Raw genomic sequence first — 13,595 nt, forward strand, 5'->3', positions numbered from 1 at the left:
AAACTGCCGTACCATGCCCTGATGATACGGCAGCTGATTTCTTTAAGCGCGCTCGATGTAGTTGCCCGTACGGGTATCAATGCGGAGGGTGTCACCCTCGTTAACGAACAGGGGCACACGAACCTCGTAGCCAGTCTCAACTTTGGCCATCTTGGTAGCGCCGGTGGCAGTATTGCCCTTGACGCTGGGCTCGCACTCCACAACCTTCAGGTTGACAGAGTTCGGCAGGCTGATGCCGATGATGCGGCCCTTGAAGGACTGGAGGGTAACTTCCATGTTCTCCATGAGGTAGTTCAGTGCATCGCCCAGCTGCTCCTTGTTGAGCTCGGACTGCTCATAGGACTCCATGTCCATGAAAGTATACATGCCATCAGCCTCATAGAGGAACTGCATGTTGCGGTTCTCCAGATGAGCAGCAGGCATCTTCTCGTTGGGGTTGAAAGTGCGCTCAACCACAGCGCCAGTCTCAACGTTCTTGATCTTGGTGCGAACGAAGGCTGCGCCCTTGCCCGGCTTCACATGCTGGAAATCTACAATCTGCCAGACACCGCCATCAATCTCGATGGTCAGGCCCGTGCGGAAATCAGTACTGTTAATCATTAACTTACGCCCTCCAAATTTTTAGCGATATGCTACAGTGATGTTACCTATTATAAAATATTTTTCCCGTTAATTCAACGGTATTTCTATAAATTCCTTATTGGCACGGGTCAAAGCCTCGCTGCCATTCTCAGTCACCAGCACCGTATCCTCAATGCGCAGGCCGCCCCAACCCGGAATATATACTCCCGGCTCATCGGTAACCAGCATGCCGGGACGCAGGTCATTGCAGGTACTCTTCTTGGAAAGGCGCGGCGACTCGTGGATTTCCAGCCCCAGGCTGTGTCCCAGCCCATGGCCGAAGTATTTTCCCAGGTCGTCTTTGTCCAGAGCCTCACGTACGGCCTGGTCCACCGCCTTGCCGGCAGCACCAGGCTTGATAAGGGTCAGTGCCATCTTCTGCGCCTCCAGCACCTTGCTGTAGATAAAGCGCTGCTTTTCGCTGGCAGGGCCAACGCAGATAGTACGGGTAATATCAGAGCAATAGCCCTGGTACATGCCGCCGAAATCCATGGTGACAAGCTCCCCTGCCTCTATCACCTTGTCCGTAGCAGTGCCATGGGGCAGGCTGCCACGCAGTCCGGAGGCCACAATGGTAGTGAATGAAGGCTTCTCAGAGCCGTTTTCCCGCATGGCATTCTCCAGCCGGGCCGCCACAGCCAGTTCCGTGACACCGGGACGGATAAAAGAAAGCACCTCGGCAAAAGCCTTGTCAGCAATCTCACAGCCCTTGCGGATATAAGAAATCTCCTCCGCATCCTTGATCTCCCGCAGTTTATCCAGATGCAGAGCCGTCCTGAACTCTACTCCTTCCAGCAATTCTGTAAGTTTCTGGAAATCATCGTAAATAAGGGCATTGCCCTCGAAAGCAACCTTCCTGCAGCCGAAGGACTTCACCACTTCTGCCGTCTTGGACAGCAGGCCGTCCTGCTGCTCTACGATTTCAAAGAGCGGTGCCTGCAAGCCGGCCTGCTCGGTGTAACGGTTATCCGTGATAAGGGCCGCCTTGTCACGGGAAATCACCAGCGTAGTATCATCACCACGAAAGCCGCTGAAGTAATGGAGATTCACGTACTTCGTAACCACCACGGCATCCACTCCCTGTTCGGCCAACAAGGCACGCACAGCTTCAAGACGGCTCTTTATCATAAAAATTACCTCTTTCCATGTAGTTCATCCAATATATTGACATACAAAATATTATAACACAGACTTTCAAGTCTTGTCGCTGGCTTTGACACACAATACATAAGCGGAAGCGCCATTTGGCACCTCCGCCTGTTGTCAATCTTTTTCCTGCTTGCCCACCATAAGCCGCTCAGTACTCTGTGACATTATCATCTTTGGGCTGATAGGACTCGTCATACTTGAGGTAATGGCCGCAATCGCTGTTGCTCAAGAGCTTTCCGTAAAGCACCTTCCAGTCTGACAGGGCACGGACAGCATTTTTATTCAAAGTCCTGGCAAAAGCTTCAGCTGACATGCCGGCAGCTTCATTTACCAGCTTTATCCCCCGCTGTTCTTCCTGAAAAGCTGCCTCCCGCACTTGTGGGGAAAGGGCACTGTAATAGCCACGGGTCAGAGTGGTCACCTGCCCGGAAATCCACCAGGCCTTATCCTGGTCATAATTCTTGCGGTCATTGCCGCTGTATGCTTCTGGCAAAGGAGCTACCGCCAAGGGCAGGTACACGCTTTCAGCCGGGGCATTCATGGCCAGCCAGAAAAGGGGACAGGGCAAATCAGCACGAGCCTGGGTTATCCAGGCATAAGCGATATTGGTGGCAGTGATGGAACGTTCCCACTTGGGCTTGCTGGCATGACGATAAGGAGAAGCAAAGAGCCCTGCACTTTCCCCCTTGCGGCGGTCAAATTCCGTACCCTCATAGGCATCCCGATGAAGGTTCATGACCTCCTGCACAGTAAGGCGATGGTCCGGACGAATGGAGAAAGGGTAGCTTTCCGTATCCCAGTTCTCCACCCTGGCAGGAAGATTTGCCGAAGCTGCTGCCAGCGAAAGTGCCCGCCAGACACGCCGCAGGGCAAAATAGGGATGGAAATCCTCCACGGCCTGCATGGAGAGTACCCAATCCATATTTCCGTCTTTGTCATAGGCAGCCCAGCCAGCTTCTTTCAGCTTCTCGGGCAAGCCAGGATTGAAAATCTGGTCCCTTGCTCCCGGCCTGATAGCACGGATACGGAACTGATTGGCTGCCACGAAAAACTCTCCATCGGGCACCTTCTGGGCAATCCAGAAACCTCCCTTGCCCGAAGGAGTGGGCTGCATTTCCAGCACCCAGCCCTCGTCTTTATCTGCCACCAGCAAGGTTTCTCCCGTGCCCCAAAGGCCGTGTTCGTCTATCATCTCTCCCATGAGGTTGATGGCTTCCCGTGCCGTGCGGCAACGCTCGAGAGCTACCCGCCCCAGCTCTGAGGCATAAAAGATTCCCCTGCCTTCTCCTGGCTCCAAATATTCCAGATGAGCAGAGTTATTGGTGCATTCTCCCAGCATCAGGCCGTGCTCATTCATCACCCCGTAGTCGCTATCGATATACGCATAGGTGTGGGAAATCTCAGGTATCTCCCCCAGCGGCTTCGTCTTTTCCCTGCCAGGATAGTCGTAGCCAGCCGCCCTCTCCGGCGCTACCAGGCGGGGATTGGCATAGCAGGCATAGTCCGGCATCTCATCAAAGGCTATGGCAGCCGGATAAACCTGGCGCATCTCCCCTGCTTCATGGTCCTTGGCAGGCACATAGACTATATTGGGGTCACTGTCAAAGGAATCATTGGAATGGCTGACAAAGACGCTGCCATCAGCAGAAGCCCCCTTAGTCACGATAGTCGTGGTGCAAGCCTGGGCCCCCACAGGCGCCAGGCAGAGGGCGCCCAGCAACAGGGAAATAAAAACTCTCCTTTTCGATTTCATTTTCCTTGACCTCCTGCAAACTAACTCCTACTCTTGGAAATATGCCGCATATTATGCTTCTACGCTGACATAACTTCTATCTGTCGCGGGAATATCCTCCCAACGCACCTCATTGGCTTCAAACTTGTGCGTTATCCCCCAGGCCGCCGCAATGCCCGCAGCCTCCCCAATGCTCATGCAGGTGGGCTGAATGCGCATAGATGCCTGCAATATGAAGCTGGCGCTGATGCAGCGCCCTGCCACAATCAAGTTCTCAATCTCATTTGTCACCAGTGAACGATAGGGAATCTCATAGAAGCCGCCCTGGGGCAGTTTCTCCGAGACTTTCTCACCGTGGGCATCAATGAACCAGGCTGTGCGACAGACAGCATCATGGAAACGGCTCTGGCTATGGTAATCATCTTCCACCAAGTAATACTTTCCGCGTATACGCCATGATTCCCTGGCGCCCAGCATGGCAGCCTCACGGCTGATAAAGGCGTGTTCAAAGCCTGGCAGATGACGGATAAGGTAGGAGGCAATATGGTGCATCATTTTGCGGCCAAAAGAGACAGCCTTGCTGTATGATACGGGATCTGTTGCGGAAAAGCGCACAGGCAATTCAGGACAGTTCATGCTCATGACCCCATTCTTGCCAATGATAGTGTAAGCCTGCATGTATTCCGCTTCTTCCTGGGTGATTTCCCCAGTTTCAACTCCTTTTGCCATCAGCGCTTCCAGCTTGTAGCGCTGCTTCCTGTGCATGGCTTCGGCAATCTCAAAGTAAGGCGGCTTGGACTTGCACCAGTCCTCGTCAAGCTCCACCGCCACATGACGGTATAGCCGCTCCACGTCAATGCCGCCCATTTCAAAGCGGAAAGATAACGGCTGGTTGTTGCCTGTCTTTTCATATCCCCGCTCATGAGGAACTCCTGCTGAGCGCGCAAGATAGGCATCTCCGGTAGCATCAATGAATGTCTTAGCCTGAATAGCAGCCAAACCCGCGATGGTCTGCACAACGGCTGCAGTGATCCTATGGTCGGATCTTATCGTATCCACCAACACCGTCTGATAGAGAATTTCCACCCCCGATTCTTCACACATTTCATCATAGATAAGGGTGAGGGTCTCAGGATTGTGCCAGGTCTGCCTGGTCACCCCATCAAATGGCTCAATGCCGTGCCTGCGCAGCCTGTCCTTCACTTCTGTCACATAAGGTGTATCGCTGTCTGGTGCATGGGTGTCCATAAAGGGATATACGCACCCCAGCACTGCCAGGCCCCCCAGGGCAACGCCACGTTCTATCAATACGGTTCTTGCACCGTTTCTCCCGGCACTGACGGCTGCCGCTGTGCCAGAGGGTCCACCGCCTGCTACGCAGACATCCACCGAAAAAAGCAAGGGAATGTCTTTGCCAGCATACTTGATAGTTTTGCCTGACACTGCAAGCAAATCGGCCTCCTCCTTTCCTGTGACTGCACCTGTTGCACCGCAGGCTAATGCCCCAGCTGCCAGTTCAGTCATTTTCATTAAATTACGCATGAAAACAGGAATTCCCAAAGACATTTCCATGTTTTTCACGTAAGTACCCCCCAATATTTGTTATCTCCCGCACCAATATGCGTGGAATCTTCCCTGCCAAAGCTACTGACAAGATATGCCCCTGCCACTCCAGGCTGCTGATACCATAGACATCCCCAAAGTAAGAAATCCCATTTGCACGATCCAGGGGCAGCGTACAGATCTGTCCAGGTTCAACCATGAAACCACGGCCTTCGCACTTCAGCAAGCTTTCTTTCCTGGTCCAAAGCCTGTAGAACATTTTCGTTTTTTCAGCATTTGTTTCACAAGAAGATAAATATTGATATTCCTCATCAGCCAGAGCCGCACCGGCCCATTCTTCAACCGGTCCCATCATCTTCTCAATATCCAGCCCCACTGATATATCAGGCTTCACTTCGGCCAAACCTGCATAATCACCCCCATGTGACAAACTGAAACTGCAGCCAGGGGCATAGGGCTTTCCCGCTGCCGTATAGTATATCGGCCGCCCCTCAGACACTTGTCTCAGCAACAGGGCGGCGCCAAAGCTCCGCAAGCGGTCTTCTTCCTGCCTGTATGACAACATCTTTTGATGCCTTTCAGCGGAAATGATTTCCCTTGCCTGATGCAGCCAAGGCCGCAATTTCCCCACAGGGAGGAGCGTCACCATCACAATTTCCTCTGATGAAAGTATTTTTGGTTTTATTTTTCCTCACCCCATAAAAATTGCCACAATCACCATGCTTGTCTATTCTATAAAGATTCTAATTTACCTGCTGCTTATGCTTTTCTGCCCACAAAGTGAAAATCAAGCAAAAAGGACATTTTCGAGAAAGTCTCCCAAAAATGTCCTGCTTTGCCATTATGTTTTTTGTTATGCCTTGAGCTTGAAGATGATGGCCTCCAAAGCTGCCAGATAACTGGCAACGCCCAAGCCGCAAATCTGTCCCAAAGCTACTGGAGCCAATACAGAAGCGTGCCTAAACTCTTCACGCTTATGGATATTGGATATATGCACCTCTATCACCGGCACTTCCACGGCAGCGATGGCATCCCGCAGGGCAATGCTGTAGTGAGTGAAGGCAGCAGCGTTGAAGATGATATAGTCATACTTGCCACGCGCCCCCTGGACTGCATCCACCAATACTCCCTCATGGTTTGACTGCAGGAAATCTATGCCCAGCCCGGCCTCTTCAGCCCGCTTTCTCAAGAGTTCATTGATATCCTCCAGTGTATTGGAACCATAGATTTCCGGCTCGCGGGTTCCCAAAAGATTCAGATTAGGTCCGTGAAGCACCAAGACATTCGCCATCATCACACCTCCTCAGTATCTTATCGAAAAACCATTCTCCGGCGGCAGGACGGGATTCTGCTTTTCTATGTGGAATTCCGTCACCTTGATGAAATAGTTCCCTGCCTGAATAATCTCAAAGAGCTTGTCAACTTTGTCTGAAGGCCCCTGCACCTCCATGTCCACTGTGCCGTCGCTCATGTTCATGACCCAGCCACGGATTCCCAGCTTGCTGGCATTTTCCCGCACATACATGCGGAAACCTACCCCCTGGACCCTGCCAGATGCCTTGGCAAAATAACGTACAGTTTCTTCCATTTTCAAACACTCCCCTTTTCTTTTTACAGGGTTACCCCTGCACATCCCTTCTGAGTATGGTGTAAGGCTCTACAGGCCTTGCCATGCGAATCCTGACAATCTGCTGGGGGTGAGGCGCCACCTCTATGGGCTGCCCCTCTTCATCCAGCATATCCGAAAGCTCCTGGCGGAAGCCCTCTCCCCTGGGCTGGAAGATTTCCAGTTCCTGCCCCTTCTTCATATTGTTGCGCTGCTCCACCGTAGCATAGCCCGTGGCTTCGTCGTAGGAGAGCACCAGCCCCACAAAGTCAGAGGTCTGGATATAGGAAGAAGTGCCATAAATCTGGTCATCAGCATCAGGCTGATGATAGTAAAAACCTGTGGTATAAGGCCTATGGGATACTTTCTCCAATTCATCCAGCCATTCCTGCCTGATCTCAAAATGTTCCGGATCCTCAAAATAGCTGTCAATGGCCAGTCGATAGGCCTTGGTGACGCTGGCAGCATAGTGGACGCTCTTCATGCGCCCCTCAATCTTCAGGCTGTCCACACCGCTTTCAATGACATCCTTCAAATGAGGCAGCAGGCACATATCCTTGGAGTTCATGATGTAGCTGCCCCTGTCGTCTTCCTCAATGGGAAAGTACTTGCCGGGACGTGTTTCCTCCACCAGCGCATACTTCCAGCGGCAGGACTGGGCACAGGCGCCCCGGTTGGCATCCCTGCCCGTGAAATAGTTGCTGAGCAGGCAGCGTCCTGAGTAGGAAATGCACATGGCACCATGCACGAACATCTCCAGGTCTGCCTTGGTTTTCTCCCTGATGGTGCCGACTTCCTTAAGGCTCATCTCCCTGGCGAGCACCACCCTTTTCGCCCCCAGCTCATGCCAGGCGTTGACGGTAGCCCAGTTGGTATTGTTGGCCTGGGTGCTGATATGAAGTTCCATCTCCGGGATAACCTGCTGGCAAAGGCGGAAAAGTCCCAAATCAGCCACCAGCAGGGCGTCCGTGCCTATTTCAGCCAGATAGCGCAGATAGTCAGGCAAATCCTCTAAATCCGCATTATGAGGGAAGATATTCACCGTCACGTAGACCTTTTTGCCCAGACCGTGGGCAAATTCCATAGCTTCCTTGAGCTCATTCCTGGTGAAATTCCCCCCCAGGGCTCTGAGTCCGTAGGACTTGCCCCCCAAATACACAGCGTCTGCTCCGTAGAGCAGGGCCATCTTCATCTTCTCCATATTGCCGGCTGGGGCTAAAAGCTCCGGTTTCTTCAAAATCAAATTCTTTCCTCCGTCGTATCTATATAGGTAACGGCCAAACCGTCACCGTTTTCCAGTATTTCCGTTCTGAAGCCCGGGGTATGCTGTACCAGGTCAAGATACTCCCGCAATCTTTTCACAATGGTCTTATAGCGTCTGGGCGGTTTTTCCTTTCCAAGCACATAGCCGCGAAAGAGCACATTATCTGCCACGATTACCGCCTTTTCAGCCAACAGTGGCTGCACTTTGCGGAAATAGTCCACATACTGGCCCTTGGCAGCATCAATGAAGACGAAATCAAAGCCTTGCTGAGGAGGCACCAAACAAGATAGAATTTCTCCCGCATCGCCAATATGCAGTTCCATGCGCTCCCGATGGGGCGATTTCCCCCAATAGCTTTTGGCAGCCTCCGCCCTTTCCTCCGAAAGCTCCAGGGTGGTGATACGGATATCCTCCGCCCCATGGCATGCCAGCAGCAGGGCTGAGTAGCCGATGGCAGTGCCTATTTCCAGCACTCTGTGGGGCTTATTTTCTTCAATCAGGCGGATAAAGGCTTCCCTGCCCTTCTCGTTGATGATGGGCACCCGCTCCCTCTGGGCATAAGCCTCCATTTCCCGCAAAAGTTCGTCCAAATTCTTTCTTCCTTTATCCTATCGCACCTGATCCACTATAGCCAGGTGCTCCGCATAAGTATTCGAGTAGTGGTTATGTCCCTGGCGGTCTGCCACGAAATAGAGATAGTCCGTATCGGCAGGATAGAGCACCGCTTCAATAGCCGCCATGCCGGGACTGGCAATGGGCCCCGGGGGCAGTCCGTCATGCTGGTATGTGTTGTACGGCGAATCTATCTTCGTATCGGCAATGCTCACATCTTCCTTGGGGGCATCAAGCAAATACTGCAGGGTAGTATCCGACTGCAGGGGCATGCCAATGCGCAGCCGCTTGAAAAACACTTGGGCAATGATGGGCCTGTCTTCGTCATATCTGGCTTCTTTTTCTACCAGTGAGGCCAACGTAACCAAATCATAGATGGAAAGATGCATTTCCTCAGCCCTGTCCCGCAGTTTTTTCGTAAGCCGCTGGTCAAAATCCTGGGCCATCATATCCATGATATCCTTTTCCGACACATCTGAATGGATTTCGTAGGTGTCAGGAAAGAGGAACCCCTCTGCCGCATAGCGGGCATTTTCCCTGCGTTCTACATAGTCATAAGGAGCATAATCTTTAGCCAGCTTCAGGAATTTTTCCTCATCTGCCAGTCCCTCATGGGAAAGCCTCTCGGCGATTTCCTTGATGCCGAAGCCCTCGGGAATGGTGAACTTGATAGTGGTGGTTTCTCCGGAAATCAGCTTGGCAATCGCATCTTCTGTCTGCATGCCGGGATGCATAAGATACGTGCCAGCCTTAAATTTGTCCTGGAGGCCGCCGGTCTTCACCTGCCACCAGAAGGAAAACTTGCTGTCTATAATGCCATGTTCCAACAGCTGTCTGGCGATGGCATCAGCATCCATACCTGGCTTCACCGTGATATAAACCTTTTCCTGTGGGTCAAAGGCTGCCTGCCTGCTGCCATCCGTACCAAAGATAAGATACAGGAATACCATGGAAAAAGAAAGAAGGGCAATGGCAATGACTGCCCAGCGCTTCCAGGTCAGCTTATCTGACAGTTCCTCCAGTTTTTTCGTCCCCTCAGAGTCCTTCAGCCAGCCGCCAAATGCTTCAATATGCCCCATGATTCTGCCAAAGATATCCTCCGCTCCATCCTTAGGCAGCTTTGGTTCCATGCCCATCTCTCCCATCTTTACATGAAAGAGCCGCCATCCTTATGGATGGCAGCTCTCCTACCGTCTTAGCCCTTATTCCTTTTCAGCTTCATCTACTAATGCGTTGTAAGCCTTCTCTACAGCTTCAAACTCTTCGTCAGTGGGCTCAACGTATTCATCTTCACCATCATCGCCTTTGATGATCTTGGCGATAATCACATCCTCATCATCTTCACAGCCACAGCCGCAACCGCAGCCATGCTCGTGCTCATCATCATGGATGCCTACCAGAAGAGCATATTTCTGGTCACCTACAGGAATGATCATTTCTTCCTGGTAGTAGTACTCGTTGCCATCTTCATCTTCGAAGCAGACAACTTTTTCTTCTTCCTGCATATCTTTTTCTTTATCGGACATGATAATCACCTCTCCTATTCTAAATCCAATACCTGCATTTTAACGTAATCAAAACCTGCTTGTCAACCCTTGCGGGCCTGGGGACTGTCAAGGAACCCCTGCAGGATAAACACAGCTGCCATCTTGTCAATGACCTTTCTGCGCTTTCTGCGGGACACATCTGCCTCAAGCAGGGAACGGGTGGCCGCTACCGTAGAAAGGCGTTCATCCCAGAAAAACACTTCCGTATCGGGGTAAGTCTTCTGTACCTCTGCCATGAATTCTTTCACAAATTCACACCGTTCTCCTTCGGTGCCATTCATATTCTTGGGATAGCCTGAAACCAAGGATTTCGTCTCATACTGCTCCATCAGTTCTCCCAGGCGCCTGATATCCGACTCCATATCCGTACGGCGGATGGTCTCCACGCCCTGTGCCGTAAGCCCTAAGAGATCACTGGCTGCAATGCCTATGGTACGGTCGCCGATATCAAGTCCTAAATATCTCTTCATTCTTTCTTCTCCAGATAAGCGCGCACCAACTCTTCCAGCAGCTCATCTCTCTCCAGGGAGCGAATCTTGCTGCGGGCATCATTGTGGCTGGTAACATAAGCGGGGTCCCCGGAGAGAAGGTAGCCTACCAGCTGATTGATGGGATTGTACCCCTTTTCCTCCATGGCGGCACAAGCATTGCGGATAACCGTCTCTGCCTTGTTTTCATCATTGCCGAACTTGAACATCATTGTTTCCTGACTAACCATATCCATACCTGCCTTCCTGTCAAAAACACTCTTATGGGTATTTTACCACAAACAGACCGCTTATGACAAAGCGGCCTGAAGAATCTTATAAAAGAAAATTCCTGCCAGAACAGGTACAAAAATCATCAGCACGTTGTCACAGAAGTTCTCCAAAATACATCCTGAGCACATTTGGGATTTCCAGATCCCAGGTCCCGGCACCATAGGCGATGCTTTCTGTCTTGAAATTTACCGGCAGGCTTTCCTCATAAGAGGCCAGGCTCTTCAGGAACGCAGCTCCTGTAGGAGTTGTCAGTTCTCTCTCAGCCCCCTTGTGATAAGTTGGCAATCCTAATAGCAATTCTGCCGTGGCAGGCGCAGGCACAGGTATCAGGCCGTGAGCACAACGCACAAAACCGCTGCCGGTATTGATGCGTGATACCAGGACTTTTTCAATATCAAGATATTCCAGGCAGATAGCGCTGCCCACAATATCCACGATGGAATCCAAAGCCCCCACTTCATGGAAAACAACATCATCGACATTCATGCCATGGATCTTTCCTTCAGCCGCAGCCAGAGTCCCAAAGATCCCGCAACTGAGGTCCCTGACCTTCTCTGTCAAGCCCGACCCTCTTATCAATTTGCAGATTTCCCCCCAGGAATGGTGATGATGCCCATCCTCATGGGATCCGTCCCGCCCATGCTGTTCTTTCGTCAGCACTTCCACATACACGGCGGCAATGCCGTTCTTGCTCACCGTATTCGCCTTTAGTTCATATTCATCATGAAGCCCCAATTCCTGCAGCTCATCATTCAGATATTCAAAAGGGACCCCGCTTTGCAGGAACGCTCCCAGCAGCATATTGCCGCTGATGCCGGAAAAACAGTCCAAATATATCGCCTTCATGATTCACCTGCCTACGCACTCAGCCAAAAGTGCCTGCACACTGTAAACATCGGCATCTTTGCTGAAGGTATACACCAGCGGCTCTGTGCCCATGCTGGCTACCCAGATCTTCAGTTCCGCCTCCAGGTCGAAGTGGCCTGCTGACTCTACTGCAAAATGACGGATGCTCTTATAGGGAATGGAATGGTATTCCACTTTCTTGCCGGTGGCTCCCTGTATATCTACCAAAATCAGCCTGAAATCAGTAAAGATCATCAGGTCCCTGACCCATTGGTATGCCTGGAGGACTTCCTCATTCTTCCCCAACAGTTTGCCGTAGTCTTCCTTTACCTCTTCAACACTTGTCTTAGCCGCGTTGCCCATAAGCCCGCTGAAAAGTCCCATCTTATCTGCCTCCCTTTCTGTGTATATGGTATGAATTCGCTTCACTAAGGCAAAAAACCTGCTCCCTGCCGCGAAATACTCCGGCAGGAAGCAGGTTCTGTCAGGATAGGACCGCCTTCTCAGCAATTATTCTTGCCAACACGAGGCGGGGCAGGAAGAATGACAAAATCCTCCCCGGACTGCCCTCTTGCTTTCAGCAGCAGGGCTATGAGCAAGTTCAGCACAAAGCAGCCAGCAAAGAAATACAAGGTTGCACCATAACCGCTGGTGCTTTCCCTGAACACAGCAATAAGCGTGGGGCCTGCCAGGCCAGCCATCCCCCAGGCAGTGAGGATGCGGCCGTGTATGGCGCTGAGCTGACGGGTACCAAAGAGGTCAGAAAGATACGCCGGCATGCAGGAAAAACCACCCCCATAGCAGGTGATGATCAAAAATACCAAAGCCTGGAACATCAGTGCCTCATTTGTCTGAGCCAAAAGACCAAAAGCCAGGATCTCTATGGCAAAGAACAGGGCATAGGTAACAGCGCGGCCCAGGAAATCTGAGATGCTGGACCAGAAAATGCGCCCTGCTCCATTGAGGAGGCCGATAATGCCTACCATGGAAGCTGCCTCAGAAGCCTCCATGCCAACTACCTCCTGAGCCATGGGTGAAGCCACTGCCAAAAGACCGATGCCGCAGGTGATATTCACGAAGAAGATCCACCAAAGTGCCCCAAACTGCCAGGTCTTCACAGCTTCCGGAGCAGTAAGTCCATGCTGTCTCTGGCTTATCTGATGCTTCGGAACTTCCAGAACAGGCGGCTTCAGATAAAGGGAGGAAGCCGCCATCACGACCATATAAGAAAGCCCCATGATGATGAAATTATTGACCAGGCCATAAACTGCGGAAAGGTGCTGCATCAAAGGCCCGGCCAACAGGGCAGCAAAGCCGAAGCCCATGATGGCAAGTCCCGTAGCAAATCCCCTGTGGCCGGGGAAATACTTCACCAGCGTAGACACTGGCGTGATATAGCCCACTCCCAGCCCCACACCGCCGATGCAGCCATAAAAAAGATACAGCAGGGGCAGGCTGTGCAGATAAATAGCCAGGGCTGTTCCCAGCATGCCAGCACCAAAGAAGCAAGTAGCAAGCAGACCGCTTTTCCTGGGACCAATTTTCTCCACGAAACTGCCCAGGAATCCTGCAGAAAGGCCAAGGAAGAGGATGGCAATAGAGAACACCCAGGTGACTTCCTTCAAGGTTGCTCCCATTTCCATCATCATGGGCTTGGTGAGCACACTCCAGGCATAGACGCTGCCAATGGAGATGTGAAGACCGATGGCAGACAGGGCAATGAGCCAGCGATTTCTCATAGGAAACCTTCCTTTCACGAAACTCAAGAAGCTCTGCCCCAAAAACTCAAAGGATTTCTGCCAACACGCAAAAGACCGCCTGGGCAGGAACTTCTCGCCCAGACGGTCGGCTTGTAAAGCTTCCCACGGCATGCAGTGAACTCTGCTGAACCGTC

16 protein-coding genes are annotated in these 13,595 nt (G+C 51.8%); all 16 read right to left on the minus strand.

Annotation, left to right across the window (positions count from 1 at the left end; genetic code table 11):
- Positions 1-42 precede the first annotated feature (42 nt).
- Positions 43-600: an elongation factor P gene (gene efp / locus P159_RS0111285; RefSeq protein WP_029544121.1), complete on the minus strand. Its 558-nt coding sequence runs from the start codon at positions 598-600 to the stop codon at positions 43-45.
- 69 nt (positions 601-669) lie between these two features.
- Complete coding sequence (locus P159_RS0111290) at positions 670-1,749, minus strand: Xaa-Pro peptidase family protein (RefSeq protein WP_029544123.1); 1,080 nt, start codon at positions 1,747-1,749, stop codon at positions 670-672.
- Between the two features lie 169 nt (positions 1,750-1,918).
- Positions 1,919-3,523, minus strand: coding sequence for a C69 family dipeptidase (locus P159_RS0111295; protein ID WP_051650319.1), 1,605 nt, complete (start codon positions 3,521-3,523; stop codon positions 1,919-1,921).
- Between the two features lie 51 nt (positions 3,524-3,574).
- Entirely contained in the window at positions 3,575-4,945 is a 1,371-nt protein-coding gene (locus tag P159_RS0111300; protein WP_318253638.1) for an FAD-dependent oxidoreductase, read from the minus strand.
- 91 nt (positions 4,946-5,036) lie between these two features.
- Entirely contained in the window at positions 5,037-5,459 is a 423-nt protein-coding gene (locus tag P159_RS20675; protein WP_318253639.1) for a 4'-phosphopantetheinyl transferase superfamily protein, read from the minus strand.
- A gap of 459 nt (positions 5,460-5,918) precedes the next feature.
- Positions 5,919-6,356 (minus strand): type II 3-dehydroquinate dehydratase, encoded by a 438-nt coding sequence (gene aroQ, locus P159_RS0111310; protein ID WP_029544131.1) that lies wholly within the window; start codon positions 6,354-6,356, stop codon positions 5,919-5,921.
- A gap of 12 nt (positions 6,357-6,368) precedes the next feature.
- The gene (locus P159_RS0111315; protein WP_029544133.1) at positions 6,369-6,653 is read right to left on the minus strand and encodes an acylphosphatase; all 285 of its coding nucleotides are present in this window, start codon (positions 6,651-6,653) and stop codon (positions 6,369-6,371) included.
- Positions 6,654-6,684: 31 nt separating this feature from the next.
- A complete protein-coding gene (locus P159_RS0111320) occupies positions 6,685-7,911 on the minus strand; it encodes a U32 family peptidase C-terminal domain-containing protein (protein ID WP_029544135.1) in 1,227 nt (408 codons plus the stop codon).
- Positions 7,911-8,525 carry an O-methyltransferase gene (locus P159_RS0111325; protein ID WP_051650321.1) on the minus strand — a complete coding sequence of 205 codons (615 nt, stop codon included), beginning with the start codon at positions 8,523-8,525 and terminating at the stop codon, positions 7,911-7,913. Before P159_RS0111325 ends, P159_RS0111320 begins: the two co-directional genes overlap by 1 nt.
- Positions 8,526-8,543: 18 nt before the next feature.
- Entirely contained in the window at positions 8,544-9,677 is a 1,134-nt protein-coding gene (gene mltG, locus P159_RS0111330) for an endolytic transglycosylase MltG (protein WP_051650322.1), read from the minus strand.
- Between the two features lie 72 nt (positions 9,678-9,749).
- Positions 9,750-10,073 carry a DUF1292 domain-containing protein gene (locus tag P159_RS0111335; protein ID WP_029544141.1) on the minus strand — a complete coding sequence of 108 codons (324 nt, stop codon included), beginning with the start codon at positions 10,071-10,073 and terminating at the stop codon, positions 9,750-9,752.
- A 62-nt stretch (positions 10,074-10,135) separates the two neighbouring features.
- Positions 10,136-10,564: a Holliday junction resolvase RuvX gene (gene ruvX / locus P159_RS0111340; protein WP_029544142.1), complete on the minus strand. Its 429-nt coding sequence runs from the start codon at positions 10,562-10,564 to the stop codon at positions 10,136-10,138.
- A complete protein-coding gene (locus P159_RS0111345; RefSeq protein ID WP_029544145.1) occupies positions 10,561-10,812 on the minus strand; it encodes an IreB family regulatory phosphoprotein in 252 nt (83 codons plus the stop codon). The genes ruvX and P159_RS0111345 overlap by 4 nt, the downstream gene beginning before the upstream one ends.
- A gap of 136 nt (positions 10,813-10,948) precedes the next feature.
- A complete protein-coding gene (larC, locus tag P159_RS0111350) occupies positions 10,949-11,701 on the minus strand; it encodes a nickel pincer cofactor biosynthesis protein LarC (protein WP_029544147.1) in 753 nt (250 codons plus the stop codon).
- A gap of 3 nt (positions 11,702-11,704) precedes the next feature.
- Positions 11,705-12,085, minus strand: coding sequence for a PH domain-containing protein (locus P159_RS0111355; protein WP_029544149.1), 381 nt, complete (start codon positions 12,083-12,085; stop codon positions 11,705-11,707).
- 119 nt (positions 12,086-12,204) lie between these two features.
- Entirely contained in the window at positions 12,205-13,440 is a 1,236-nt protein-coding gene (locus P159_RS0111360) for an OFA family MFS transporter (protein WP_051650323.1), read from the minus strand.
- Positions 13,441-13,595: the final 155 nt, after the last annotated feature.

The organism is Selenomonas sp. AB3002 (assembly GCF_000702545.1).
GTDB lineage: Bacteria > Bacillota > Negativicutes > Selenomonadales > Selenomonadaceae > Selenomonas_B > Selenomonas_B ruminantium_A.

Excerpts from the sequence above, each read along its gene's own strand:
- mltG (WP_051650322.1), bottom strand. The coding sequence starts at position 9,677 with ATGGAACCAAAGCTGCCTAAGGATGGAGCGGAGGATATCTTTGGCAGA.
- P159_RS0111360 (WP_051650323.1), bottom strand. The coding sequence starts at position 13,440 with ATGAGAAATCGCTGGCTCATTGCCCTGTCTGCCATCGGTCTTCACATC.
- P159_RS0111345 (WP_029544145.1), bottom strand. The coding sequence starts at position 10,812 with ATGGTTAGTCAGGAAACAATGATGTTCAAGTTCGGCAATGATGAAAAC.
- P159_RS0111355 (WP_029544149.1), bottom strand. The coding sequence starts at position 12,085 with ATGGGACTTTTCAGCGGGCTTATGGGCAACGCGGCTAAGACAAGTGTT.
- P159_RS0111290 (WP_029544123.1), bottom strand. The coding sequence starts at position 1,749 with ATGATAAAGAGCCGTCTTGAAGCTGTGCGTGCCTTGTTGGCCGAACAG.
- aroQ (WP_029544131.1), bottom strand. The coding sequence starts at position 6,356 with ATGGCGAATGTCTTGGTGCTTCACGGACCTAATCTGAATCTTTTGGGA.
- ruvX (WP_029544142.1), bottom strand. The coding sequence starts at position 10,564 with ATGAAGAGATATTTAGGACTTGATATCGGCGACCGTACCATAGGCATT.
- P159_RS0111335 (WP_029544141.1), bottom strand. The coding sequence starts at position 10,073 with ATGTCCGATAAAGAAAAAGATATGCAGGAAGAAGAAAAAGTTGTCTGC.
- P159_RS0111315 (WP_029544133.1), bottom strand. The coding sequence starts at position 6,653 with ATGGAAGAAACTGTACGTTATTTTGCCAAGGCATCTGGCAGGGTCCAG.
- efp (WP_029544121.1), bottom strand. The coding sequence starts at position 600 with ATGATTAACAGTACTGATTTCCGCACGGGCCTGACCATCGAGATTGAT.
- larC (WP_029544147.1), bottom strand. The coding sequence starts at position 11,701 with ATGAAGGCGATATATTTGGACTGTTTTTCCGGCATCAGCGGCAATATG.
- P159_RS0111295 (WP_051650319.1), bottom strand. The coding sequence starts at position 3,523 with ATGAAATCGAAAAGGAGAGTTTTTATTTCCCTGTTGCTGGGCGCCCTC.